Raw genomic sequence first — 26,381 nt, 5'->3', positions numbered from 1 at the left:
CATGAGAATATCCGTCCAGCTACAGCGCCCAGCGACTAATGGACTTCCGCTTTTGTATTTACATCACCATGCCACCATCAACGTGGATTGTTTGCCCTGTAATGTAGCTGCTCTCATCAGCTGCTAAGAAACGTACTACATTGGCAATATCAGATGGGCTACCAAACTTGGCTAGCGGGATTTGCTTTAACATTTCATTTTTAATATCTTCAGGAAGTTCATCTGTCATATCCGTCGTAATGAAGCCAGGTGCAATCGCATTAACTGTAATGTGGCGGCTTGCCAGCTCCTTCGCTGTTGTCTTCGTTAAACCGATGACACCGGCCTTAGCAGCAACATAGTTCGCCTGCCCTGGGTTACCACAAACACCGACGATGGAAGCAATATTAATAATACGTCCTTTTCTTTGCTTCATCATTTGGCGTGTTACAGCCTTAGTACAAATAAATACACCTTTTAGATTTGTATTAATGACAGCATCCCATTCTTCTTCCTTCATTCTCATTAATAAATTATCTCTTGTAATTCCTGCATTGTTGACAAGGATGTCTAATGCACCAAATTGTGATATTACTTCTTTAACCATTGCCTCAACAGATTCAGTATTTGATACATTAGCTTGAATGGCAAAAGCTTCTCCACCAGCAGCTTTTATTTGATCTACAACTTCATTCGCTTTAGCTTCACTGCCTGAATAGTTAACCGCAACCTTTGCTCCAGCTTCTGCCAATTCAATTGCAATTTCTCTTCCAATTCCTCGTGAAGCGCCTGTAACAAGTGCAACCTTTCCCGTTAACATTATGCGTCCCCCTTAAGTTTATTTACCACATCAAGTAATGTTTCTTGGTCTGAAATCGCATATGCATTTACTCTGCGGTTTACTTTTTTAACCAATCCTGACAATACTTTACCTGGTCCAATTTCAATAAATGTATCCACACCTAAATCAAGCATCGTTTCTACTGACTTTTCCCAACGAACTGGTGAATATAGCTGTTGGATCAATTTCTCCTTAATATCTTCACTTTCCGTCATAGCTTGAGCTGTTACATTCGCAATCACCGGAATTTCTGCATTACGAATTTCAATTTCATTTAGAACAGCTCCAAACTTCTCGGCAGCAGGCTTCATTAAGATAGAATGAAAAGGACCACTTACAACTAATGGAATGACTTTTTTGGCTCCACGCTCTTTTGCTAACTGTGACGCGTCCTCGACACCTTTTTTGGTACCTGATATAACAATTTGGCCTGGGCAATTTAGATTAGCTAATTGGACGGTGTCGCCTCCCGCTGTTACTTCCTCTGTAACAGCCTGCAGCTCACCTTCATCCATGCCTAAAATAGCAGCCATTGTTCCTACACCTGCCGGAACAGCCTCTTCCATATATTCACCGCGTTTTCTTACAGCATATACTGCATCTTCAAAGCTAATCGCTCCAGCAGCAACTAAGGCGGTATATTCACCTAAACTGTGTCCTGCCGTAAAATCCGCTTTAATGCCATGCTCTTTCAATAATTCTAAAACAGCGATGCTCGTCGTTAGTAAAGCTGGTTGTGCATTTTCAGTTAAGGTCAGCGTCTCGCTCGGACCATTAAAAATAATATCAGATAATGAAAATCCAAGTCTTTCATCGGCTTTTTGAAACACTTTAGCTGATTTTTCTGATTCATTAGCTAATGATTGCCCCATTCCTACTGTTTGTGAACCTTGACCTGGAAAAATAAAAGCGATTTTACCCACTTTTTCTCCTCCTTTATTTTGACTGTATTGTTGTTTCAATCGTTTGGATGACTTGTTTTTCCACCATATCTTTTGCTTGTCTAATCGCATTTAAAATCGCTGTTTGATCAGACGATCCATGTGCTTTAATAACTGGTGCCTTTAAGCCGAACAAACCTGCTCCACCGTACTCCGAGTAGTCCAGTTTATTTTTTAAATTACGGAGCTGAGGCTTAATGACGCCCGTGGCAAGCTTTGTTTTTAAACTGCTTGTTAGTTCTGTTTTTAGCATCGAAAATATCGCCAGGGCGGTCCCTTCAATTGATTTTAAAGCAATGTTACCGGAAAAGCCGTCAGTCACAACAACATCGGCAACGCCTTCGAGTAAATCTCTGGCTTCAACATTACCTACAAAATTGATTGGAGCATCCTGTAATAGAGGAAAGGCATGTTTGGTTAAGTCATTCCCTTTTTTCTCCTCTGTCCCTACATTGAGAAGTCCCACTCTTGGATTATTGATTTTCCGAACCTTTTCAGCATAGACAGAACCCATAATAGCAAACTGAAGCAAATGTTCCGGTCTGGCATCAGCATTCGCGCCAACATCCAAAAATACAAAACCTTGACCATCAATCGTTGGTAAGGTCGGGGATAGCGCCGGACGGTCAATTCCTTCAATCCTGCCGACAACGAATAAGCCTGCGGCCATTAACGCACCTGTATTCCCTGCCGATATACAGGCATCAGCACGCCCCTCTTTGACTTCATTTGCCATTAAAACCATTGAAGCTGTTTTTTTTCGACGAACGGCACGCACAGGTTCATCTGTTGCTTCAATTACTTCATCAGTATGTATAATCGATACTTTCTCAGAACTTACTAAATACTTTTTAATTTTCTCTTCATTTCCGACTAAAGTAAACTCAAGAAAAGGAAATGCTGTTACTGCTTCATTTACACCTTTAATGATTTGTTCTGGGGCGTGATCCCCGCCCATCGCATCAATGGCTATTCTCATTCATTGGACCTGCCTTTATTAATTTTATTCGTACGATACATTTCAAATTCACCTATGAAAGCAAGCTCTTGTCCAACGTAGCATTGTACTAAAACTATCGTTCTATGTCTTTCTTCATCATTGGAAATAACTTTAGCCTTGGCAATTACCCGTTCATTCTCCTTAACTTGACGGGTAAATTTCACATTTGCTTTAGCCGTTAATGCCAATTCATCGTCGATTAATGCAACTGCTAATGAGTTAGCTTGCGCAAAAAGATGGTGTCCTCGCGCAATTCGCTTCTTTGTAAAAACGTGTTCACTTTTTACATCGAAAATGGAAATTGCACTGTTATCCATCTCTAAATCAACAATTTCACCGATAATTTCTTCAATTTGCAACGACTTTACTTCCTCATCCAGCTTACTCTTTGCTACATCTTTAATTCTTTCGCGAAGTTCTGGAATCGATAATTCAAGCCGATCTAAGCGAATCGTCTGAATGCTGACATTGAATTTTTTTGAAAGCTCATCATCAGTGATAAATGGCGTTTGATCTATTGTGGATTTTAATAATTGCTGCCGCTCTTTTTTAGATAGTCGCACTGATTTCACCTTCCGATACTAAGACTAGGTACTAATAGTAGTATAGGGATTTCCAGCCACGCTTGCAAGTTTTAATTTCCTTCTAATCTAGTTTTTCGCCATTAAGAATACCAGTTCCTTCTAAAAAAGAGAGCAACATACGAAAATCATCACTTTTCCAAAAGGCAGTTGATGAAATAAGTTTAGCTGCATCATTTCTCGCAACTTCTAATACTTTAAAATCATGGACCATATCCGCAACCTTGAATTGTGGCAAACCACTTTGTTTTTTTCCGAAGAAGTCTCCTGGTCCCCGGAGTTCCAAGTCTTTTTGCGAGAGCTTGAACCCATCATTTGTTTCCGTCATGATCGTCATGCGCTCTTTACCGACATCCGATTTCGGATCAGCAATTAATATACAATACGATTGGTCGCTGCCCCGTCCTACACGCCCGCGTAATTGATGAAGCTGTGATAATCCAAATCTTTCTGCATCGTAAATGACCATAACCGTTGCGTTTGGAACATTTACACCAACTTCTACTACGGTCGTTGAGACGAGTATTTGATATTCATTATTGCTAAATTTCTTCATAACATCCTCTTTTTCTGTAGCATGAAGTCTACCATGCATTAGACCAACCTTAATCTCCTTCGGAAAATATTGATTAAGCATACTATGGACATCTATCGCATTCTGGACGTCCAGTTTTTCTGATTCTTCAATTAAGGGACAAATCACATAAGCCTGTCGACCTTTTGCGATTTCTTTAGATACAAATTTTAAAACGCGGTCAAGCATTTTATCCTTGACCCAATAGGTTTCTATTTGTTTACGTCCTGCAGGCATTTCATCAATAACCGAAACATCCATATCCCCAAAAACAGTAATGGCCAACGTCCGTGGAATGGGAGTTGCCGTCATAAATAAGACATCAGGGCTTTCGCCTTTTTCTCGTAAAATACGCCTTTGCTCAACACCGAAGCGATGCTGTTCATCAGTAATGACTAGTCCTAATTTATTAAAATTAACTTCATCTTGAATTAAGGCATGTGTACCAATCAAGATATCAATTTGACCGTTCTTTAATTGTTCCAAAATTCCCTGTCTCTTTTTTCCTTTTACAGAACTTGTTAAAAGAGCAGTTTTTATTTTCTGCGGCTCTAAAATCGAAGAAAGTGAGGCAGCATGCTGCTCGGCCAGTATTTCTGTTGGTACCATTAAGGCCCCTTGGAATCCTGCACATTTTGACGCATATAAAGCAATGGCAGCAACTACTGTTTTTCCAGAACCGACATCCCCCTGCAATAACCGATTCATCCGATATGGGGAGGACAGATCATTAAGAATCTCATCAACTACTCTTTTTTGGGCATTGGTTAATGGAAACGGCAAAGAGTTTATAAATTGGTTCACTGTTCCTATTGAAAATTCATGTGCAACACCACCACTTTGTTCTCTTTCAAATTTTCGTAATGCCTGCATTTTTAATTGAAAAAGCAAAAACTCTTCATACACTAGCCTTCTTCTTGCTTGTTTTAAATGCTCGGGGCTGGTAGGACAGTGGATTTGAAAGATTGCTTCTTTTTTAGAAAGTAGTTTATATCTTTTTAAAATGGATGAAGGCAGCGGATCATCAATATATTCTCCATATTGATGTAAACCAAGTGATAGTAGACGCTGCATCCCTTTTACGGTGATTTTGCCTCTAACAGAGTACACTGGTTCAAATTGTTGTTTTCTTATAACTGAGCCTTTTTTCAAAACATTGCCCGTAATCGTTTGTCGATGTTGGTCCCATTTTCCCGTTATTGTTACTGTATCGCCAATTGTAATTTGTTTTTTCAGATAGGGCTGATTAAAAAAGACGACTGAAATTAATAATTGATTAACAAAAACTCTAATTAAGAGACGGGATTTTTTTCGTCCATAAAACGTCAAAGAAGGCTCGCTATGAACCTTCCCTTCTACTGTTATTCTCTCATCATGTTTGATATCACCTAAATTGCGAATTCGGTAATCTTCATATCTATAAGGAAAGTATTCCAAAAGCTGAACAATAGTGTAGATCCCCAACTCATTTAATGAAAGAGCTGTTTCCTCGCCGATTCCCTTGATCTCAATGATTCCCTTACTTAAAATATTCACTTGCTACTGCTCCCTTTATTTTACAGTAAAAAGGCTCATTCTTTTACGGATCGAACGAGCCTTGTTATATTAATTAAAATTATTCAACAGCAAAGATGAATGGGTATAAAGGCTGTTCCCCATTATGCGTTTCAACTTCTATATCAGGAAAGTTTTCTTCAAGAAATTGATCAAGCTCTGAAAGATCGCTGTCATTAGCATCTTCACCTTGAAGAATCGTAATAATTTCATCGTCTTCTGAGATCATGTTTTCCAGTAAAGCGATGGCAGCCTTATTTTTATCTTGATCAGTTACTACAATCTTCCCATCCAAAATTCCCATGAAATGATCTTTTTTGATTTCTAAACCATCGATGACCGTATCTCTGACAGCATAGGTTATTTGCCCGGTTTTTACTTTATCAAGGGCATTTGTCATTGCTTTTTCATTTTCAGAAGCCGTAACTGCTGGATTAAATGCAAGAAGTGAAGTCATACCCTGAGGTACTGTTTTAGAAGGAATAACAATAACCTCTTGGTTGACGACAGTTGCAGCTTGTGTGGCGGCCATAATAATATTCTTATTATTTGGCAAAACAATAACCTTTTCAGCATGAACATTATTAATGGCTTGGACAATATCCTCTGTACTTGGGTTCATCGTTTGTCCGCCTTCAATGACGGCTTGGGCCCCTAAGCTTTTTAATAATTCAGCAATACCGCGCCCCATTGCAACGGCAACAATCCCATATTCGCTCTTTTTCTGTGGGGCTTTATTTTCAGAGGTTGTCACATGTTGATCAGCCTCCAAGATTGATGAATGCTGTTCCCTCATATTTTCAATCTTAATTTTAATCAGACCCCCAAAGTTTTGGGCGTAATTCAATACGTTTCCGGGATGCTCAGCATGAATATGTACTTTTACTATTTCTTCATCGGATACAACAAGTAATGAGTCACCATAATGGCTCAAGGTTTGACGAAAATCATCCTCTGAAAATGGATTATTCTTTAATTTATCTTCTTCAAACTTGACCATAAACTCGGTACAATAACCAAATTCAATATCCTCTGTAAGCAGATGACTTTGTACAGATTTATGATGCTCGGCATTTACAAGCTCTGTCATTGAAGGCTGCGCTTCCGAAACCTCAGGTAGTTCCTCCCCCTTTAACACCGCTAAAAAGCCTTCATAAATGGTAACAAGACCTTGACCACCACTATCAACTACCCCCACTTCCTTTAATACAGGGAGCAAGTCAGGGGTGCGATCTAAAGAGGCCTTTGCTTCCTTTAATACCTCTTCCATTACTTGAACGATATCATTATTCTTTTTTGCAACTTGTATTGCCTTTTTACTTGCATCCTTTGCCACTGTCAAGATCGTACCTTCAACAGGCTTCATAACTGCCTTATAGGCTGTCAGTACTCCTGCCTCAAATGCAGCAGCAAATTCAAAGCTATTTATCGTTTCCTTCGTTTCAATAGACTTCGCAAATCCACGGAATAATTGTGATAAAATAACACCTGAATTTCCGCGTGCACCCATTAATAAGCCCTTTGAAAAAGCTGATGCTACTCTTCCAACATGGTTCATCGTTTGCTGTTTTACTTCATTTGCTCCGGAGGTGATTGATAAATTCATATTTGTACCTGTGTCACCATCCGGTACAGGGAACACGTTTAATGCATCAACCATTTTCGCATTTTTTGATAAATTATTGGCACCTGCAAGCACCATCCCGGCAAACTTTATTCCGTCTAATTGTTGCATCGTCACTAAATTTCCTCCCTTACCATCCTATCTGCTATGGATTCGTTACCCTTACACCTTGAACAAATATATTGATTGAATCCACAGCTAGGCCTAATGTCTGGTTAAGCGTGTATCTTACTTTTGTTTGCACATTGTGCGCTACCTCTGAGATTTTTGTTCCATAGCTGACAATAATGAACATATCTATATGAATTTCATCATTTTCATGGCGAACCTGGATTCCCTTTTTAAAATTTTCTTTCCGTAGAATTTCGGAAATTCCATCTTTTAATTGGTTTTTAGAAGCCATTCCTACAATTCCATAGCAATCTACTGCTGCGCCTCCAGCAATTGTTGCGATAACCTCATTGGATATTTCAATTTGACCATAATCAGTTTTCATTTCAATGGACATAATAATAATCCCCCTTTTAATCAACCTAATCAAATGCGCCTTGGCGTATTTGCGCCCAGCGGATATTTTCGAGCTGGCATGCTCGAAAAACTACCTCTGAAAATCGCAAGACTCGCCGGAGGCTTTAACGCCATTTTACTATAATTTAACTTATATTAAAAGTGTCACCAAATCATTACGAAGACTGTCAAGTAAATTTTCTTGAACCTTATTTCAATCCATTATTGCTTTATCCATTTGTTTGTGATAAAGTAATTAAGTGTTTCTAACTGAAAATGTATTTTTTTTGTAGCTAGAGGAGGGAATTTAAATGAAACAATGTGCAATTACTGGAAGAAAAACTCGTTCAGGTAACCACCGTTCACATGCGATGAACGCTAATAAACGTACATTTGGTGCGAACTTACAAAAAGTACGCATTTTAGTTGATGGCAAACCACAACGTGTATGGGTGTCTGCTCGTGCTCTTAAATCAGGCAAAGTAGAACGTGTTTAAGCTCCAACACCTTGATCAAGTGCTGGAACTTGAGGTCAAAAAGAAAAAGCACCTTGTATGAGGTGCTTTTTTAATCTTTTTTAAATGCCCCAATTATCGCTCTTACGAATCCACCCAAAAATCTAGGTAATTTAATCGTATAGAATTTCATAATTTCCCTCCTCAAAGCGATTTACCTTTTCCATATTTCATTGCCACTTCAATCTCGTTTTCAATATATTCATAGGAAGTAAAAATGTACCTAAAGATTTATATATAATAGCCACTTACTTATTCCTTATCATATGCTTAAGCAGTTGGCTTGAGAACTAAGGAAATTAAAAAAGGAAGCGAGAGAGATGTCCTCCTGCTTCCTAGCCACGAATGGCTTCGATTGCTTTTTTGCGATCTTCCTTATTGAATACAGCTGAACCTGCAACAAGAACATTTGCACCTGCTTCTATACAAAGTTTCGCAGTTTCAGAATTAACACCGCCATCAACTTCGATCTCAATGTCCAACCCACGTTCATGAATCATGTCCGCTACAGTTTTTATTTTTGGTAAAACTGAATGAATAAATTTTTGACCGCCAAACCCCGGGTTGACCGTCATAAACAAGACCATATCAATGTCATCAAGGATATGTTCAATCATATTAACGGGTGTGGCCGGATTAAGGACAACCCCCGCTTTTACACCATTATCCTTAATTAAATGTAGTGTTCTATGCAAATGTTTGCACGCTTCGACATGAACAGTTATTATATCTGCCCCGGCTTTCGCAAACTCCGGAATATATAAATCCGGGTTTTCGATCATTAAATGAACATCAAGAGGCAGTTTCGTTGTTGGTCTTATCGCATTGACAATGAGTGGCCCTATTGTTATGTTTGGAACAAAATGCCCATCCATTACATCGACATGGATATAGTCTGCTCCCCCATTCTCAACATCTTTAATTTCCTCTCCCAACTTAGCAAAGTCTGCTGATAAAATTGATGGTGCGATTTTTATCATTTTTAATACCTCGGCTTTCTTTCTTTAATTTCATCTATAAACTCTACATAATGCTGATAGCGGTAGGGTGGAATTTCATTCTGCTCGACTCCTGCTTTAATAGCACATTTTGGCTCTGATAAATGTAAGCACCCTCTAAACTTACAATCATGGGATCTTTCTCTCATTTCCGGGAAACAATGAGCTAGTTCATCGGCTTCTATGTCAATAAAATCCAACGAACTAAACCCAGGGGTATCAGCCACCAGCCCACCTTCAAATTGGATTAATTCAACATGTCTTGTTGTATGTTTTCCACGTCCCAAATGGTTGGATATTTCATTTGTCTTTAATGACAATTCAGGTAATAATGCATTTAATAATGAAGATTTACCAACACCGGATTGCCCGGCAAATACAGATATTCGATCCCTTAAATAAGGGCGCAATTTCTCGATCCCATCCATTGTCTTTGATGAGGTGAAGATAACATCATACCCAATTTGTTTATAGTCACTTACATACTGATTGATCTTTTCCAAGCTTTCATTATCTAATAAATCCATCTTAGTAATACAAATAACAGGGGTAATATGATTTGATTCTATTAGCACTAAAAAACGATCAAGAAGAACTGGGCTAAAATTCGGTTCAACAGCCGAAAACACAAGAATAGCTTGGTCGACGTTTGAAATAGGCGGCCGAACAAGTTCGTTTTTTCTTTCCTTAATGTCCATGATATAGCCTTCATTTTCATTTTCAGCTTCAAACACAACGTAATCACCAACAAGCGGCGTAATTCCATTCTTTCTAAAGACGCCCCTTCCGCGACATTGAGTAATACCTTCATCATGGATGACATAATAGAATCCACTTAGTGCTTTAATTATTTTTCCCTCTGCCATGTGTACCTCCAAAATTAAAATTTATTTCTTACGATTAAGGAACAGAATCATAACTAATTTCACCACTGTCTAGTAAATTTCCATTAACCAATATTTTATATGACGCTTTCCCGTTATAAGGAATGACCAATTTTATCGGAATTTCCGTTGTCTCTTTGATTTTAATCACATCAGGTTTTCCCATCATTTCGTGTTCCATATCGTCTATGTAGACTTCTACGATTTCCTCTATTAATTCATCGTCGCTATAAAATGGAATTATCTTTGTAAACTCATAGACTTTGGGCTCTGGACCCTTTGACAATACTACTTTAACCATAGTCCCTTTTCTAATCGTTGTCCCTTTTTTTGGTTCCTGAGAAATTACAAGGCCACTATCAACCTCATTGGAATACTTTTGTTCACTCGTATCCAACGATAAATAATTTTCTTGTACAAATTTACTTACTTTCTCTTCGCTCCACCCCAGCATATTCGGCATTTTCAATTGCGGCCCCTTACTTACTTGAAAAATTACCCACATCCCTTTCATTTCATCAGGGTTTATGGGTTCATCAGGTTTAGGCTGAAGCTGCCCTACTATTTCATTCTCCGGTTCTTCACTATCTACATAATTGGGCAGGATATGGTCCGAACCAATCCCATGAATCTCAAGTTCACGTTTTGCATCTTCAAGCTGATAGCCGATAAAGTTTTCAAATTTAATCTTTTCTTTACCAAGACTCTCATAAACAGTGACCTCGAAACCTTCCTTTACAGTAGAATTAACCGGTGGATTTGTCTTTATAACTAATCCTTCAGGAACTTGATCATCAACAATTTTCTCCGGTTTAACCTTTAAACCTACCGACTGCAATTCATCGATAGCCTCCGCTATTGCGTGATTGGTAACATCCGGAATAATAACATCTTTTGGCTCAAGTAACGGCGGAATAATAAATAATGCCACAACCGCTAGTATAGCCAGTAATGAAAAACCAATTATTAGTGCTTTAATTCTCTTTTTTGATTGTTTTTTATTTTCCTTTTTAATAGGGTGCACAATCGTATCATGAGTTGGCTTTAATTGATGTTCTGTTGTTATAATCGGAATTGCCTTTGTTGCCTCATCATCCTCTGGGATGATAAACTTTGGCTCATTTATACGACTAGGGTCTAAGGCCGTTTCTAAATCCATTCTCATTTCTGAAACACTATCATATCTTCTAAAAGGGTCTTTTACGGTTGCTTTTAAAACAATATTTTCTACACTTTGTGGTATATCCGGGTTCCACCTTTTGGGTGAAGGTGTTTCACTTTGCAAATGCTTTAAAGCAATGGAAATTGCAGATTCTCCTGAAAACGGAAGACGCCCTGTCAGAAGTTCGAACATGACGACACCTAGCGAATAAATATCCGACTTTTTATTTGCCATTCCACCACGTGCCTGCTCCGGGGACAGATAATGTACAGAACCAAGGACTGAATTTGTTTGTGTAATTGAAGTGGCAGTTAATGCCATGGCAATCCCAAAATCAGTGACTTTTACATGTCCAAGGTTGTCAATTAAAATATTATGCGGCTTTATGTCACGATGAACGATCTGATTTTGATGGGCATGCTCAATAGCAGATGTAAGTTGCTTCATAATATCAATTACTTCTTCAATCAAAATCACTTTATTTTGTTGGATATATTGCTTTAATGTTTTCCCTTCAACATACTCCATAACAATAAAATAAATATCGTTTTCTTCCCCGACATCATAAATACTCACGATATTAGGGTGATTTAGACTCGTTGTGGAGTGAGCTTCACGACGAAAACGTTTAATAAATTCATCATCATTTGAAAATTCCGGTCTTAAAACCTTAACGGCAACATGACGGTCCAATATAATATCATGTGCAAGGTAAACGTTAGCCATTCCTCCGCCGCCGATCATTTCCAAAATTTTGTATCGACCACTTAACCGTCTACCAATCATCAAATTTCATCACTCACTTCCACTTTCCGTCCAGTCATGCTTAACAATGGCAACTGAAATATTATCATCTCCACCTGCTTCATTTGCTTTTTTTATAAGCTGCCTAGCCTTGACCTCTAATTCACTTTCATCGTCCAAAATATTATGAATATCGTGGGTAGAAACTTTATTTGTAAGTCCATCTGAACAAAGGAGTAGGATATCATTTTCTTCCCACTCCAATGACTTAATATCCATCGTGACTGCAGCTTCTGTTCCCAATGCCCGCATTAATACGTTTTTTCGCGGATGATGTTCAGCGTCCTCAGGGGAAATTTGACCGCTTCGAACCAATTCATAGACTAATGAATGATCGTCGGTTATTTGTGCGAAACCATTATTGTTTAAAATATAGCAACGGCTATCGCCAATATTGCCAACCGTAATAAATTCCTGGTTTAGGACAACAACTACGATTGTCGTCCCCATCCCTTGGCAATCTTCATTCTCCTTGGCATATTGATAGATTGATGTATTTACGTTTCTTACCGCTTCTTTTAACCAACCTTCAGCTTTTTCAGGTGTTGTTAATTGCTCTGGCTGTTGCAATAACCATTGTTTTTCAATCTCTGTTATGGCCATCTGACTTGCTACATCTCCGGCTTGATGTCCACCCATACCATCAGCAACAACAACTAAAGCCAGTCCGTTTTCATGAAAGAATATACCACCGCTATCTTCATTGTGTTGCCGAACCTTTCCCCTATCAGTTAAAAAAACTGACTTCATAGTTTCACCTCGCCTCTTCTTTTCGCTCCTTCGCTCGCAACTGACCGCAAGCGGCTTCGATATCGTGTCCTTGTTCCCTACGAATCGTAACATTAATGCCATTTTTCTTTAATGTTTTTTCAAATTCAAAGATTTGGTTTCTAGGGGTTCTGACATAATCCCGTTCGGGTACATAATTCACAGGTATTAAATTCACATGACACTTCAGACCTTTAATTAACCGCGCTAATTCCTCGGCATGTTCTTGCTGGTCATTGACACCGCCAAACAGGCCGTATTCAAAGGTGATACGTCGACCAGTTTTTTCTGTATAATATTTCACTGCCTTCATTAAGTCCTGAAGATCATAGGCTTTATTGACTGGCATTAAGCGGGTGCGCAGCTCTGTGTTTGGGGCGTGCAACGAAATCGCAAAATTAATTTGCAACCCTTCATCAGCAAAGTCATATATTCTTGGGATTATCCCGCTTGTTGAGACAGTAATATGACGAGCACCAATATTCAACCCTTTATCATCATTGACAATTCTTAAAAATGATAGGAGTGAATTGTAATTATCAAAGGGTTCACCAATTCCCATTACAACAATCGAGCTCACTCTTTCATCAGTTTCATCCAATGCCTTTTGTACCTTTAATACTTGTGCAACTATTTCTCCAGGCTCAAGATCGCGTTTTAATCCACCTAATGTGGAGGCACAAAATGTACAGCCCATTCGACAGCCTACCTGTGTGGTGACACATACTGAATTTCCATATTCATGCCTCATTAACACTGTTTCGATCGAATAGCCGTCATGTAGCTCGAATAAAAACTTAAGAGTGCCATCCTGTGATGTATGTTGAACAAGTGTTTTTAATGTTGTTATAGTAAAATAATTCGCTAACTTTTCGCGCAATCCTTTTGCTAAATTCGTCATTTCCTCAAAATGTCCGACACGTTTCTGATATAGCCAATCAAAAATTTGAGCAGCTCTAAATTTAGGCTCCCCTTGTTCCTTTAACCAACTTTCCAATTCACTCAATTGCAACGAATAAATTGAAGGCTTTTTCTCATTATCTCTTATATCTTTTTCTTTTGTTGTGTTTTCTACCATAGTTGCTTACACCTGCTTCCTAAAACTAGCAATAAAAAATCCGTCTGTTCCAAAATAATGGGGAAGAATTTGGACTTGTCCATTTTGAACATATGGTTTCAATTGTTCCGGCATTCGATCAATTAGGGTCTCGTCAACAATAAATTCCTTGTTTTCTGCAAGAAACCTTTCAGCAACAGCTGCATTTTCCTCTTGATCAATTGTGCATGTGCTATACACAAGCGTACCACCATTTTTTAATAATGGTGCAACACTATTTAAAATACTAAGCTGGATTGCTGCCAATTGTCCTATATCGTCAAGTTTTTTACTGTATTTAATATCAGGCTTCCGCCGAATAACTCCAAATCCCGAGCAAGGAGCATCAACTAAAATGCGGTCAAATTCTTCACTGTTAAAATGTTCCTGTAAATGGCGGCTATCGCTAACTAATGTTTCAACATTTGTAAGCTTTAGGCGCTTTACTTGCTCCTCTATTAATTTTACTTTATGGGGATGTAAATCAACAGATATTACTTTTCCATCATTGCCAAGTAATTCCGCAATATGAGTTGTCTTACCGCCTGGCGCTGCACAACTGTCCAACACCTTGTCACCTTTTTGGGGTCCAAGGGCTCTCGCAACGAGCATCGAACTTTCATCCTGGATCGTCACATAACCTTCTTGGAACATCTTAGTGGTTGCAAGATTTCCATTTGAAATCAAAATTGCATCTATCGATAAATTTCCTTTTTCAGCTACCACATTTTCTTCTTCCAATAAAGAGAGGACCTCAGGAACAGCCGCCTTATTGCAATTAACCCGCGCACTTACCATTGGGGGCTCTAATGTACTTTTACAAATTTCCTTTGTTACGTCGAGCCCATATTGCTCAGCCCATTTTTGCAACAACCATAAAGGAAGGCTCATCTCGATTGACAATCGTTCTAAATCGTCTTTAATTACGTTAAAATCTGGCAAGCCTTCCCGTTGGATAGAGCGTAACACCCCATTTACCATCCCCGAGATGCCACGATGTCCCCTCTTTTTCGCAATTTCAACTGCTTCATGGATTACAGCACGCTCAGGAATTCGATCTAAGTATACCATTTGGTACAGGGATAATCTTAATAGAATCATAACCCATAATTCTAGTTTCTTTTGTTTTTTCAAAAAAGGCTGCAAATAATAGTCCAATGCTAATTTTCTTTGGACCGTACCATAAACGATCTCTGTTAAAAGTCCAACATCCTTAGAACTGAGTTTTTCTTTTTTTATCATTTGATTTAATAATAAGTTACTATAGGCCTGGTTTTTTTCAATATGAAGTAATGTATCTAAAGCCACTTCTCGAACATTATTACTCATTTAAATCTCCTAATATCTCACCTGTTGAAATCGTCTCACCGGCGCCTCTTAAATAGTCAAAGGCTGACATTCTTTTTTTACCGGAAGGTTGTAATTCAGTAATTTTAATAGCTGTGTTATTTCCAGTGCTAACTACGATCCCGTCCTCCTCAAGTCGGATAATTTCTCCTGGATTTTTGGAGGTACCAGCTACTTTTTCCCCCCACCAAACTTTCACGACTTGTCCTTTTAAATGTGTGTATGCCACAGGCCAAGGATGGAGGCCGCGAATTTGATTATATATTTCTTCCCCGGTACGGCTCCAATCAATTTTCTCTTGTTCACGTTTAATGTTCGCGGCAAAACTCGCCTCATTATCATTCTGTTTAATAGGAGTTAATTTTCCGTCTAACAATAACGGTATCGTTTCTGATAAGAGTTTCGCACCGACTTCACTAAGTTTATCATGCATTGAGCCCACATGATCCCGTTCACCAATCTCAACCTCAACTTGGGTTAAAATATCACCGGCATCCAGTTTTTCCACCATATACATAATGGTGATGCCTGTTTTCTTTTTTCCTTGGAGGATGGCATAATGAATAGGAGCACCACCTCTTAATTCAGGAAGCAAAGAAGCATGGACATTGATACAGCCGAATTTTGGAGCATCTAACAGCTCTTTTGGAAGGATCTGTCCGAATGCTGCTGTCACTACTAAATCAGGGTTTAGAGCCAAAACTTCTTTCAATTCCTCCGGATCACGAATTTTGTTCGGTTGGATGACAGGAATTGAATGCTTTAAAGCTTCAACCTTTACAGGGGGAGGCGTAATTTCCTTCTTTCGCCCTTTGGGCCGATCCGGCTGCGTTACGACCCCGACCACTTCATAGCCATCTTCAATAATTTGCCTTAATATTGGAACTGAAAAATCTGGAGTTCCCATAAAAACTACACGTGTCATATATCTACACCTTTCCTTAACTATCCACATTATTAGCTTTACATTATACAGACATACATTACATCATCATATAAGGATTCATATCGATTGATATTTGTAATTCACTTCGACTCATTTCCTGCTGATAATGGTGCAGAAGAGTCTGCAAGCTTTTCCCAAGGTTTGGTTCATCTTTGTATTTTATCATGCATTGATATCGATATCTATCCTTAATCCTTGGTATTGGCGACGCTACCGGACCAAGGACAATCGCTTTATTTGAAAGCTTCGCCTTAATAAATTTTGAAATTTTCTCTGTTATATCGACTACCTTGGGCAATTCCGGGTGCGATATAGTAATTAACGCCAAATAGTAAAATGGTGGGTAATGAAAATTCTTTCGCAAAAGCATCTCGCGACAATAATAGGTCTCATAATCAGGAACCGCCGCTAGCTCGATACTAAAATGCTCCGGACTGTAGGTTTGAATGACAACCTCACCGGGTAAATGGTGACGACCGGCGCGCCCGCTTACCTGAGTAAGCAATTGAAACGTTTTTTCACTTGAGCGGAAATCTGGGATATGCAGCATTGTGTCAGCTGTTAATACCCCGACAAAAGTTACATCCGGAAAATCCAGACCTTTGGCAATCATTTGCGTACCAAGCAAAATGTCGGCCTGTTTTTGTCCAAATGCATGTAATAATTTTTCGTGCGCCCCTTTTCTGCTTGTCGTATCAACATCCATCCGAATGACTCTTGCTTCGGGCAAAATTTTGGCCAATTCTTCCTCGACCTTTTGCGTTCCTGTTCCAAAAAACCGAATATGTTCACTATTACATTCCGGACATGTAGAGGGGAGAGCTTCCTCATAGGAACAATAGTGACATTTCAATTTATAGTCTCGTTTATGGTACGTAAGGGAAATATCACAATGTGGGCAATTTAATACATAACCGCAATTGCGACACATAACAAACGTTGAAAAACCTCTTCGATTTAAAAATAAAACAGATTGTTCTCCTTTTTCGAGGCGATCCTTCACTTTTTCTAATAAGACTTCAGAAAACATCGAACGGTTGCCACGGCGAAGCTCCTCTCTCATATCAACAATTTCAACTGATGGCAAAGAACGAGCATTAATCCGCCCTTTTAATGTCAGTAATTGGTACACATTTTTCTGTGCTCGGGCAAAGGATTCCAAGGAAGGTGTGGCACTACCTAGGATTACCGGGCAATTATGATTTGCACCTCGTTTGATCGCCACGTCCCTCGCATGGTAGCGTGGATTCTCCTCCTGCTTGTAACTCGTTTCATGTTCCTCATCGATAATAATAATTCCAAGATTTTCGAAGGGCGCAAAAATAGCGGAACGTGCTCCAACAACAACACGCACCTCTTTTCGTTGAACCTTTCTCCACTCATCGTACTTTTCGCCGGTAGACAGACCGCTATGCATGACAGCCACTTCATCACCGAATCTACCTTTAAATCTATCAACCATCATTGGTGTTAACGATATTTCCGGTACAAGCATAATCGCTTCTTTTCCTTGCTTTAAAACTTTATCGATCGCTTGCAAGTAGATCTCTGTTTTCCCGCTCCCTGTTACCCCATACATTAGAAAGACAGCATGCTGCTTGTTTTCAATAGTGTCTAAGATCGGTGTAATCGCATTGCGCTGTTCCTCCGTTAACGGTAAAGGCTCGGTTCTTTTGAAGGAACGATGTTCGTACGGATCTCTATAAACTTCATCATAGTGTTCAAGTAAAATCCCCTTTTTAACTAATGTTGTAATCGGTGATGACGTAGTACTAAGATCCTCAAGGAGAACTTGCAATTCTATCTTTTGTGGCTGTTCTATAAAGTGCTTTATAACCTCTTTTTGCTTTATAGCGGTAGTTGCTAATGAATTATAAACCTCTATAAGTTCTTCCTTTGAAATGGCAGGTTGTATTGTTTTCACTCTTTTTTTCTTTGCCCGGTCTTTCACACGATATATCACTTCGATATTCCCGTTTTTTATTTCTTTTTGGATGGACGGAAGGAGTTTTTTATCGTTTTCAATGTCCTTCCACAGAATGATTTCTTTACTATTTCTGATGTGGAACTCTTTCTCATACTTAACCTTCATTGCAGCTGGAAGCATAGCCTGGTAAGCTATTATTAAAAAGCATAATGTTGTTTCACGCAGCCATATACCTAACTCCAATAATTCTGGCGTTAAGACAGGTGTGATATCAAGAACAGAGTCTAAACATTTCAGTTTCTTAACATCTGTATGTTCGGAAATCCCCATGATAAATCCCTGAATTTTCCGCGGGCCGAACGGAACAACGACTCTCATACCAGGCTGTAGAAAGTCTTCTTCCATCCATTCTTCAGGTACTAAATAATCAAAGTATCGATCTGTTTGGTTAGCTGGTACATCAACGATAACCTTGGCGATTTTCATAATAAACTTCCTTTATTTTAGAAATGTTGCGGCTTTCTTTAAAATTTCCTTTGCGGCTTCTTGTTTTGAAAGTAAAGGGAGCTCAAGCTTTTCACCTTGCTTCGTATAAATGGTTAGAATATTGGTATCAACACCAAAGCCTGCTCCTTCTTGCGTCACGTTATTAGCAACAATCATATCAAGATTCTTTGATTTTAATTTCTTTTCTGCATAGGCCTGTACATTTTCCGTTTCTGCCGCAAATCCTACTAATATTTGCTTTTCCTTCCGTTCACCTAATGTTTTCAATATGTCAATCGTCCGCTCTAATTGAATGATTAAATCGCCATCTTTTTTCTTCATCTTCTGTTCATACTTTGTTGCTGGGCGATAATCAGCGACAGCCGCTGCTTTAATGACAATATCAGTATCTTGATAATAGTTCATAACCTGTTCATACATTTCCTGCGCAGATTCAATTTGTACAAAATTCACATGGGCCGGCGGTGTGAGTGATGTTGGTCCTGAAACTAACGTTACATCTGCCCCAAAACTACTTGCGGCTTCAGCGACGCAATAGCCCATTTTGCCAGAAGAACGATTTGTTAAAAAGCGAACTGGGTCAATAACTTCTTTCGTTGGTCCTGCTGTGACAAGGATTTTCTTTCCTTTTAAACTACTAAAGTTTTCACTAAAGTGGTTGTTTACTAAATCAACGATCCTTTCAGGTTCCTCCAATCGGCCTTTGCCAACATATCCGCAAGCTAACTGTCCCTCCGTAGGTTCGATGAACTTATAGCCATAGCTATATAGCTTATTAATATTTTGTTTTACGGCTGGATGGTCATACATATGTACGTTCATCGCAGGAGCAATCCAAACCGGTGCAGTCGTAGCAAGTAATGTCGTTGTAACCATATCATCAGCAATTCCGTTCGCCAGCTTTCCAATCACATTGGCGGTTGCTGGTGCAACGATCACCATGTCGGCCCAATCTGCTAGATCAATATGGGCAATTTTCCCGGAATCTTTCTCGTCAAACGTGTCAAAAAAAACATCATTCCGTGATAACGCCTGAAACGTTAGGGGCTGTACAAATTTAGTAGCGGATTCAGTCATAATTACTTTGACGATAGCGCCAGCCTGGGTTAACTTACTGGTTAAAGCGGCAGCTTTATAAGCAGCGATTCCTCCAGAAACACATAATAATATCTTTTTCCCGTTCATAAATGATCACCCTTTGTTAAAAAAATAACAACCTACAATTATAGGTTGTCTTTGTCATCATCATACTGCAAGTTCAATAAACCTTGGGCTATTTCTTCAAGAGCTTTACCGACCGGCTTTTTAGCAACTGTTTTATTTAACATGCAATCATTGTTTTCCTGCATTTCACGTGCACGCTTGGAAGCAACCGCCACTAAAGTATATTTGGAATCGATATTTCTTTTTAATGCATCGACTGATGGGTATAACATTGATTTATTCAACCTCCAATAATTTTTTATAAGATATTTCTACTCGATCACGACGATAATGTTCAGCTTGAACAATCGCTTCGATTCGTTCACAAGCTTTATCAACTTGGTCGTTGACGACAACATAGTCATAAGCACTCATCATTTCTATTTCCACTTTTGCTGTATCTAAGCGCCCTTTAACAATCTCTTCTGTCTCTGTTCCCCGACCGATAATTCGGTTTTTCAACTCTTCCAGGCTTGGCGGGATTAAAAAGATTAGCACAGCTTCTGGAAAAGCCTTGCGCACCTGCATCGCACCTTGAACTTCAATTTCTAAAAAAACATCTCTTCCACTATCAATTGTTTCCTTCACATAATCAACTGGTGTTCCATAATAATTGCCAACAAACTCTGCCCATTCCAACAATTTGTTTTCTTTAATCATCATTTCAAATTCTTCTCTATTTTTGAAAAAATAATCAACACCATCTATTTCACCGGAACGTGGATTGCGAGTAGTTGCAGAAATTGAATATTGAAGATTAATATTATTTTCAAATAATGCCTTACGGACAGTTCCTTTTCCGACACCAGAAGGTCCGGAAAGAACGAATAAAATCCCTTTTTCTTCAATCATTTAAAATCCTACCCTTCATCACTTATGTCTTCTTTATTGCTTAAGCGTTGTGCTACCGTTTCCGGCTGTATCGCTGAAAGGATAACATGATCACTATCTGTAATGATCACGGCTCTTGTACGTCTCCCGTATGTAGCATCAATTAAGATTCCTTTATCTCGTGCTTCTTGAATAATTCGTTTAATTGGTGCTGATTCCGGACTAACAATAGAAATGATTCGATTGGCTGAGACGATATTTCCAAACCCTATATTTATTAGCTTGATACTCATAAAGTTCCCCCATTGTACGTTACACTATTTTTACCGAGCAAGCAAAAAAATATAATCTATTCAATATTTTGAACTTGTTCTTTTATTTTTTCGAGCTCACTTTTCATTTCTACTACTTTTTGGCTGATTACAACATCGTTTGCCTTTGAGCCAATCGTATTCATTTCTCGATTCATTTCCTGTACAAGAAAATCAAGCTTTCTACCAACGCTGCCTTCAGTATCGATGATCTTGAAAAATTGGCTGATATGACTGTCTAGTCTAGTAAGTTCTTCGTTAATATCGGCCTTATCAGCAAAGATGGCAACTTCTGTTAAGATTCGCCCCTCATCCGCCTCATACTTACCATCGAGAAAATCTTTCATTTTCTTTTCAAGTCGTTCTCTATACTTTTCGACAACTTGGACTGAATACGGTTTTAAATTTTGAACAATTTCATTAATAATATATAGACGTTCTGCTATGTCATTTTTTAATGCCATACCTTCAATTTTTCTCATATTATGAAGTTCAATTACAGCCGCTTTTGTAACTTCCAATATAACGTCTTCCAACTCTTCAACGCCATCTTCATTTTCATTTATCGTAAAAACCTCTGGAAGGTGTAGAAGCGAATCTATCGATAATGCTCCTTCAAGCTTATACATATCTTTAGTTTTTACAAACGCTTTTTCATATTGTGAAATTAAATCCCAATCGACTTGTAAGAAACGGCTGATGTATCCTTCACCTTCAACCGTAACGAAAACATCGACACGGCCTCTTTGTATGTATTGGTTGACTGTTTTTTTTATTTTTTCTTCAAATAATAAAAATTGTCTTGGCATCCGCACTGAAATTTCACAAAAACGGTGATTGACCGACTTCATTTCAACAATCACCTTAAAACTGTCGAGTTCTTTTTTGCTCCGTCCGAATCCTGTCATACTGACGATCATATTTATCACATCCACTATCTTATTCTATATAAATTACGATGGTACAACAAGTAAATAATCATCAAAATTAGTTCGAAACTAAATTATAAAGGAAGCTTTGTAAAAAATAAATAAAAAACATGCTATACTATTTGTACATTAAAGAGGTGAAACAAATGACATTTGATGGCATTGTAACAAAGGCAATAACCGAAGAATTAAAAGACGCCCTCGAACATGGGCGTATCTCAAGAATTTATCAGCCCTATAAATATGATTTAATCTTTACGATACGAGCAAATGGTAAAAACCAACAATTACTCATTTCAGCCAATCCAAGCTATGCAAGACTACATATTACGAAGGAAACGTATGACAACCCAAAAGAGCCACCTATGTTTTGTATGCTGCTCCGCAAACATTTAGAAGGTAGTTTTATTGAAAAAATAGAACAAGATGGTCTTGAACGGATCATTAAATTTTATGTACGAACAAAAAATGAAATTGGCGATGAATCAATCAAAATCTTGATTGTCGAGGTCATGGGACGACATAGCAATATTCTATTAGTAGACCAAGAAAAAAATATTATCATGGATAGCATTAAGCATGTCTCCCCGGCTGTAAATCGCCATCGTACGGTTTTACCTGGCCATGAATATATTGCGCCGCCTGAGCAAAACAAAGTAGATCCATTAACAATTCATGAAGAAACATTATTAAAAAAACTGGATTTTAATCAAGGGAAGATTGGGAACCAATTAGTTGAACAGCTATCTGGTATCTCGCCCCTGTTTGCAAATGAGGTTATACAGCGGGCAGGCCTTGTGAATCGGTCTACGATTCCGCAAGCGTTCTTTTCGATGATCGATCCAATCAAAAATAAAAGCTATCAGCCCCAAATGATTTATGCCGGTAATAAAGAGTATTTTTATATTTGCGACCTAACCCACTTAAAAGGTGAGGCTAAATATTTTGAAACGGTAAATGAGCTTCTTGATCGCTATTATTTCGGAAAAGCGGAACGTGACCGCGTCAAGCAGCAAGCAAATGATCTCGATCGATTTATAAAAAATGAATTAAATAAAAATAAAAAGAAAATTAAAAAGCTTGAACAATCGCTTTCAGATGCCGAAAAAGCGGATCGCTACCAGCTTTATGGTGAATTGCTAACTGCTAATATGTACGCAGCCAAAAAAGGCATGAAAGAAATTGAAGTCGTAAACTATTACGATGAAAATGGGTCAACAGTGACAATTCAGCTTGACCCATTAAAGACACCATCAGAAAATGCCCAAAGTTTGTTTTTGAAATACCAAAAGCTGAAAAATTCAGTTGACGTTGTTAAAGAGCAAATCAACCTTACTATCATTGAAATTGAATATTTTGAAGCGTTACTGCAACAAATTGAATCCGCATCACCTAAAGATATCGAAGAAATGCGTGAGGAATTGGCTGAAGAAGGCTATCTAAAAGCACGTAAAAATGCTAAAAAGGCGAAGTCTAAAAACCAAAAGCCAACATTAGACTACTATACTTCCTCCGACGGTGATGAAATTATTGTTGGTAAAAATAATAAACAAAATGAGTATTTAACGAACAAGCTTGCCAGAAGAGATGACATTTGGCTTCATACGAAGGATATTCCTGGGTCACATGTAGTTATTCGGAATGAAGACCCATCGGAACAAACATTGCAGGAAGCGGCAAGCATCGCTGCTTTTTTCAGCAAAGCAAAAAATTCAAGCTCAGTTCCGGTTGATTACACAAAAATACGGCATGTTAAAAAGCCAAACGGTTCTAAACCCGGTTTTGTCATTTATGAAAATCAGACAACCCTGTATGTGACACCGGATGAGGAATTGATATTGAAGTTGAGGAAGAAATAAATAAAGAAGCCTGTTGTTACATTTTCATCCGTTGCAACAGGCTCTTAACTAATTAGTTATCATTTGTTTTTTAAGGAAATATAATCTTGATGATTAGTAGAGTGGAGTCCTTCTATTGTCTTGTTGACTATTTTGCAGAAAAAGAGGCTATGTTAATCAAAAATTCACTTACGATAGTTTAGTATTTTCAAACCATCCCCATTGTTTTTTGAACTTTACGAATATCTTTTTTATTATTCCAAGTATCTTCCTTTAGAAGTTCATTACTGATTTCAAGATTCTTTATTTGTTCTTTTACCTCACCAAACTCTTTGGCATTTTGCAATCTTAATTCACTTATCTCTGCCTTAAGTGATTCTTGACCATGTCTTAACGCATTCAATATTTGACCATGATCGGCTAGTACCAGACTATGTTTTTCTAATATTTGACCATGTTCTCCTAATATTCGACTATGCTCTCCTAATATTTGACTATGTTCTCCTAAAATCCGACTATGTTCCGTTAATATTTGAGTATGTTTTTCTAAAGTCTGACCTTGAACGGTTAGTTTTTTATCCATTTGCTGAAGTAGTTCTAGTATTTGCTTTTCCATTAAAATCTCTCCTTTCGCTATTATTATTATTATTTTATTCGTTTATTTTATCATAGCAATTACATTCTGTCATTTTCATTTGTACTTTCCAACAGCAATATATCTCCTAAAAAATAGATATAAAAATAACAACGAGAAAGTTTTTCGGGTTTCCGCAATTCTTTTTCGTTACATTGTTTCGGTGTATTTCAGAAAGAAAAAAGCCTGTTATAACGGATTAATCCGTTGAACAGGCAGTTATATCTTACATTATAATCATTCAAATGAAAAAACTTTACTTAAATCAATCATCAACTCATCAAAAATAGATACCTTTACTTCTACTCTAGAAGAAATTAACCGTTGATCGTTAATACTTCACTTGGCACCAATCTTAATTCTCTTGCCTTTGCAACTGCCTCCCCTCTTGAGTTGACATTTAAAAGTGTAAATATTTTAGTCAGATGATATCCCACCATTCTCTGACTCATTGATAGCTTCTGAGCGATTTCCTTGTTTGATTTTCCGAGTGCGGCTTCATATAACACTTCTTGCTCTTTTTCGTTTAAAGAAATACTAGATATTGTATCCCCGTCATTTACTACTACTTTAGTCTCAGCTCTGCGAAGTTGTCGTAAAAAAGACATTGGAAGAATCGCTTCATCTCTTAATGCACATTTTATTGTAGTTAGCAATTGATCTTTTGTTGCTGTTTTACTTAAAAAACCACTGGCGCCGGCCTCCATTAAAATATTGAAATGGGACTCAATATCAAATCCTGTCATGATTTACACATTCGCTTCCGCATCTTTTGCAATAACTCGTTTAGTTAAATCAATTCCATTCGGGTTGTCGCTGTGACAAAACCCACCTGGACATGAATATATAGCACCACCTGAGCAAAACAAAGCGGATCTGTTAACAATTACCGAGGAAACATTATTAAAGAAATTAGGCTTTAATCAAGGGAAGGAAGATTGGGAACCAACTAGTAGAACCACTGTCCGGCATCTCTCCGTTGTTTTCAAATGAAGTTATTAATCGAGCTGGGCTTGTGAACCGTGGTGCTACGATTCCTCAAGCGTTTTTTTCGATTATTGACCCGATCAAAAATAAAAGCATCACCCGCAGATGATTTATGCCGAAAATAAAGAATACTTTTATATATGTGACCTCACCCATTTAAAAGGTGAAGCTAAGTATTTTAAAACAGTGAACAAACTTCTAGACCGCTATTATTTCGGATAAGCAGAGCGTGACCGTGTCAAGCAGCAAGCAAATAATCTTGATCGATTTATAAAAAACGAAGTAAATAAAAACAAATAGAAAATTAAAAAGCTTGAACAATCGCTTTCAGATGCCGAAAAAGCGGATCGCTACCAGCTGTATGGAGAGCTATTAACTGCTAATATGTATGCTGCCAAAAAAGTATGAAAGAAATCGAAGTCGTAAACTATTATGATGAAAATGGGGCAACGGTGACAATTCAGCTTGACCCCTTAAAGACACCATCTGAAAATGCACAAAGCTTGTTTTTGAAATAAAAATTCAGTTGACGTTGTCAAAGAGCAGATCAACTTAACTAAAATTGAAATACAAAACTTTGAAGCATTACTACAACAAATTGAATCAGCTTCACCTAAAGATATTGAAGAAATGCGTGAGAAACTGGCTGAAGAAGGCTATATAAAAGCTCGAAAAATGCCAAAAAGGGGAAGCCAAAAAACCAACATTGGACTACTATATCTCCTCTGATGGCGATGAAATCATCGTCGGTAAAAATAATAAGCAGAATGAATATTTAACGAATAAGCTTGCGAGAAGAGATGACATTTGGCTTCAAACAAAAGATATTCCGGGGTCACATGTGGTTATTCGGAATGAAGACCCATCCGAGCGAACATTGCAGGAAGCAGCAAGCATCGCTGCTTTTTTCAGCAAAGCGAAAAATTCAAGTTCTGTTCCGGTTGATTACACAAAAATACGGCATGTCAAAAAGCCAAACGGCTCAAAGCCCGGTTTTGTCATTTATGAAAATCAGACAACCTTGTATGTGACACCGGATGAGGAATTGATTTTGAGGCTGAGGAAGAAATAAATCATAACCACCCTTCCAAAG

25 protein-coding genes and 1 pseudogene are annotated in these 26,381 nt (G+C 38.1%); 3 read left to right on the top strand and 23 right to left on the bottom strand.

Annotated features, from left to right (window positions below; genetic code table 11):
* Positions 1–58: 58 nt before the first annotated feature.
* From fabG to P9E47_RS16010, 7 genes are all read right to left on the bottom strand, one after another.
* A complete protein-coding gene (gene fabG, locus P9E47_RS16040; protein ID WP_326164017.1) occupies positions 59–799 on the bottom strand; it encodes a 3-oxoacyl-[acyl-carrier-protein] reductase in 741 nt (246 codons plus the stop codon).
* Complete coding sequence (fabD, locus tag P9E47_RS16035) at positions 799–1,743, bottom strand: ACP S-malonyltransferase (protein WP_326164015.1); 945 nt, start codon at positions 1,741–1,743, stop codon at positions 799–801. Before fabD ends, fabG begins: the two co-directional genes overlap by 1 nt.
* 13 nt (positions 1,744–1,756) lie before the next feature.
* Positions 1,757–2,740, bottom strand: coding sequence for a phosphate acyltransferase PlsX (plsX, locus tag P9E47_RS16030; protein WP_003332630.1), 984 nt, complete (start codon positions 2,738–2,740; stop codon positions 1,757–1,759).
* Positions 2,737–3,324: a transcription factor FapR gene (fapR, locus tag P9E47_RS16025; protein WP_003332629.1), complete on the bottom strand. Its 588-nt coding sequence runs from the start codon at positions 3,322–3,324 to the stop codon at positions 2,737–2,739. The genes plsX and fapR overlap by 4 nt, the downstream gene beginning before the upstream one ends.
* Positions 3,325–3,406: 82 nt before the next feature.
* Positions 3,407–5,452, bottom strand: coding sequence for an ATP-dependent DNA helicase RecG (gene recG, locus P9E47_RS16020; protein ID WP_326164014.1), 2,046 nt, complete (start codon positions 5,450–5,452; stop codon positions 3,407–3,409).
* A gap of 79 nt (positions 5,453–5,531) precedes the next feature.
* Positions 5,532–7,211 (bottom strand): DAK2 domain-containing protein, encoded by a 1,680-nt coding sequence (locus P9E47_RS16015; protein WP_326164013.1) that lies wholly within the window; start codon positions 7,209–7,211, stop codon positions 5,532–5,534.
* Between the two features lie 28 nt (positions 7,212–7,239).
* Positions 7,240–7,602 (bottom strand): Asp23/Gls24 family envelope stress response protein, encoded by a 363-nt coding sequence (locus tag P9E47_RS16010; protein ID WP_003332626.1) that lies wholly within the window; start codon positions 7,600–7,602, stop codon positions 7,240–7,242.
* A 310-nt stretch (positions 7,603–7,912) separates the two neighbouring features.
* Here P9E47_RS16010 and rpmB point away from each other — a divergent pair, with 310 nt between their 5' ends.
* Complete coding sequence (gene rpmB, locus P9E47_RS16005) at positions 7,913–8,098, top strand: 50S ribosomal protein L28 (protein WP_003332625.1); 186 nt, start codon at positions 7,913–7,915, stop codon at positions 8,096–8,098.
* Positions 8,099–8,168: 70 nt separating this feature from the next.
* Here the strand turns inward: rpmB and spoVM are convergent, their stop codons facing one another.
* The 14 genes from spoVM to P9E47_RS15935 all read right to left on the bottom strand — a co-directional run bounded on the left by spoVM (position 8,169) and on the right by P9E47_RS15935 (position 21,820).
* A complete protein-coding gene (gene spoVM / locus P9E47_RS16000; protein ID WP_003332624.1) occupies positions 8,169–8,249 on the bottom strand; it encodes a stage V sporulation protein SpoVM in 81 nt (26 codons plus the stop codon).
* Between the two features lie 202 nt (positions 8,250–8,451).
* Positions 8,452–9,096, bottom strand: coding sequence for a ribulose-phosphate 3-epimerase (gene rpe, locus P9E47_RS15995; RefSeq protein ID WP_003332623.1), 645 nt, complete (start codon positions 9,094–9,096; stop codon positions 8,452–8,454).
* 2 nt (positions 9,097–9,098) lie between these two features.
* Entirely contained in the window at positions 9,099–9,980 is an 882-nt protein-coding gene (gene rsgA, locus P9E47_RS15990) for a ribosome small subunit-dependent GTPase A (RefSeq protein WP_003332622.1), read from the bottom strand.
* Positions 9,981–10,014: 34 nt separating this feature from the next.
* Positions 10,015–11,946 carry a Stk1 family PASTA domain-containing Ser/Thr kinase gene (gene pknB, locus P9E47_RS15985; RefSeq protein WP_003332621.1) on the bottom strand — a complete coding sequence of 644 codons (1,932 nt, stop codon included), beginning with the start codon at positions 11,944–11,946 and terminating at the stop codon, positions 10,015–10,017.
* 9 nt (positions 11,947–11,955) lie between these two features.
* Positions 11,956–12,714 carry a Stp1/IreP family PP2C-type Ser/Thr phosphatase gene (locus P9E47_RS15980; RefSeq protein WP_326164012.1) on the bottom strand — a complete coding sequence of 253 codons (759 nt, stop codon included), beginning with the start codon at positions 12,712–12,714 and terminating at the stop codon, positions 11,956–11,958.
* 4 nt (positions 12,715–12,718) lie between these two features.
* Positions 12,719–13,810: a 23S rRNA (adenine(2503)-C(2))-methyltransferase RlmN gene (rlmN, locus tag P9E47_RS15975; protein WP_003332618.1), complete on the bottom strand. Its 1,092-nt coding sequence runs from the start codon at positions 13,808–13,810 to the stop codon at positions 12,719–12,721.
* Positions 13,811–13,816: 6 nt separating this feature from the next.
* On the bottom strand, positions 13,817–15,157 hold the full coding sequence (gene rsmB / locus P9E47_RS15970; RefSeq protein WP_003332617.1) for a 16S rRNA (cytosine(967)-C(5))-methyltransferase RsmB: 1,341 nt from the start codon (positions 15,155–15,157) through the stop codon (positions 13,817–13,819).
* Positions 15,150–16,100, bottom strand: a complete 951-nt coding sequence (gene fmt / locus P9E47_RS15965) for a methionyl-tRNA formyltransferase (protein WP_003332616.1) — start codon at positions 16,098–16,100, stop codon at positions 15,150–15,152. Before fmt ends, rsmB begins: the two co-directional genes overlap by 8 nt.
* 58 nt (positions 16,101–16,158) lie before the next feature.
* Positions 16,159–18,534, bottom strand: coding sequence for a primosomal protein N' (gene priA / locus P9E47_RS15960; protein WP_326164011.1), 2,376 nt, complete (start codon positions 18,532–18,534; stop codon positions 16,159–16,161).
* 12 nt (positions 18,535–18,546) lie between these two features.
* Positions 18,547–19,740, bottom strand: coding sequence for a bifunctional phosphopantothenoylcysteine decarboxylase/phosphopantothenate--cysteine ligase CoaBC (gene coaBC / locus P9E47_RS15955; RefSeq protein ID WP_326164010.1), 1,194 nt, complete (start codon positions 19,738–19,740; stop codon positions 18,547–18,549).
* Positions 19,741–19,778: 38 nt separating this feature from the next.
* Positions 19,779–19,991, bottom strand: a complete 213-nt coding sequence (rpoZ, locus tag P9E47_RS15950; RefSeq protein WP_003332613.1) for a DNA-directed RNA polymerase subunit omega — start codon at positions 19,989–19,991, stop codon at positions 19,779–19,781.
* A gap of 4 nt (positions 19,992–19,995) precedes the next feature.
* Positions 19,996–20,610 (bottom strand): guanylate kinase, encoded by a 615-nt coding sequence (gene gmk, locus P9E47_RS15945; protein ID WP_003332612.1) that lies wholly within the window; start codon positions 20,608–20,610, stop codon positions 19,996–19,998.
* A gap of 8 nt (positions 20,611–20,618) precedes the next feature.
* On the bottom strand, positions 20,619–20,882 hold the full coding sequence (gene remA / locus P9E47_RS15940) for an extracellular matrix/biofilm regulator RemA (protein ID WP_003332610.1): 264 nt from the start codon (positions 20,880–20,882) through the stop codon (positions 20,619–20,621).
* Between the two features lie 56 nt (positions 20,883–20,938).
* Positions 20,939–21,820, bottom strand: coding sequence for a YicC/YloC family endoribonuclease (locus tag P9E47_RS15935; RefSeq protein WP_326164008.1), 882 nt, complete (start codon positions 21,818–21,820; stop codon positions 20,939–20,941).
* 155 nt (positions 21,821–21,975) lie between these two features.
* Between P9E47_RS15935 and P9E47_RS15930 the strand changes: the two genes are divergently transcribed.
* Entirely contained in the window at positions 21,976–23,688 is a 1,713-nt protein-coding gene (locus tag P9E47_RS15930; RefSeq protein WP_326164006.1) for an Rqc2 family fibronectin-binding protein, read from the top strand.
* A gap of 187 nt (positions 23,689–23,875) precedes the next feature.
* On the opposite strand, the gene P9E47_RS15925 is transcribed toward P9E47_RS15930, so the two are convergent.
* Complete coding sequence (locus P9E47_RS15925; protein WP_003332607.1) at positions 23,876–24,283, bottom strand: hypothetical protein; 408 nt, start codon at positions 24,281–24,283, stop codon at positions 23,876–23,878.
* A 335-nt stretch (positions 24,284–24,618) separates the two neighbouring features.
* Positions 24,619–25,047 (bottom strand): response regulator transcription factor, encoded by a 429-nt coding sequence (locus P9E47_RS15920; RefSeq protein ID WP_003332606.1) that lies wholly within the window; start codon positions 25,045–25,047, stop codon positions 24,619–24,621.
* Between the two features lie 88 nt (positions 25,048–25,135).
* Between P9E47_RS15920 and P9E47_RS15915 the strand changes: the two are divergent.
* Positions 25,136–26,360, top strand: a pseudogene (locus P9E47_RS15915) (Rqc2 family fibronectin-binding protein); the annotation flags it as partial.
* Between the last annotated feature and the right edge of the window lie 21 nt (positions 26,361–26,381).

It is taken from the genome of Schinkia azotoformans (genome assembly GCF_035811335.1).
GTDB classification, from domain to species: Bacteria; Bacillota; Bacilli; order Bacillales; family Bacillaceae_J; genus Schinkia; species Schinkia azotoformans.
Note: the sequence above shows the minus strand (reverse complement) of the source record. Positions and strands in the feature narration are given on the sequence as shown.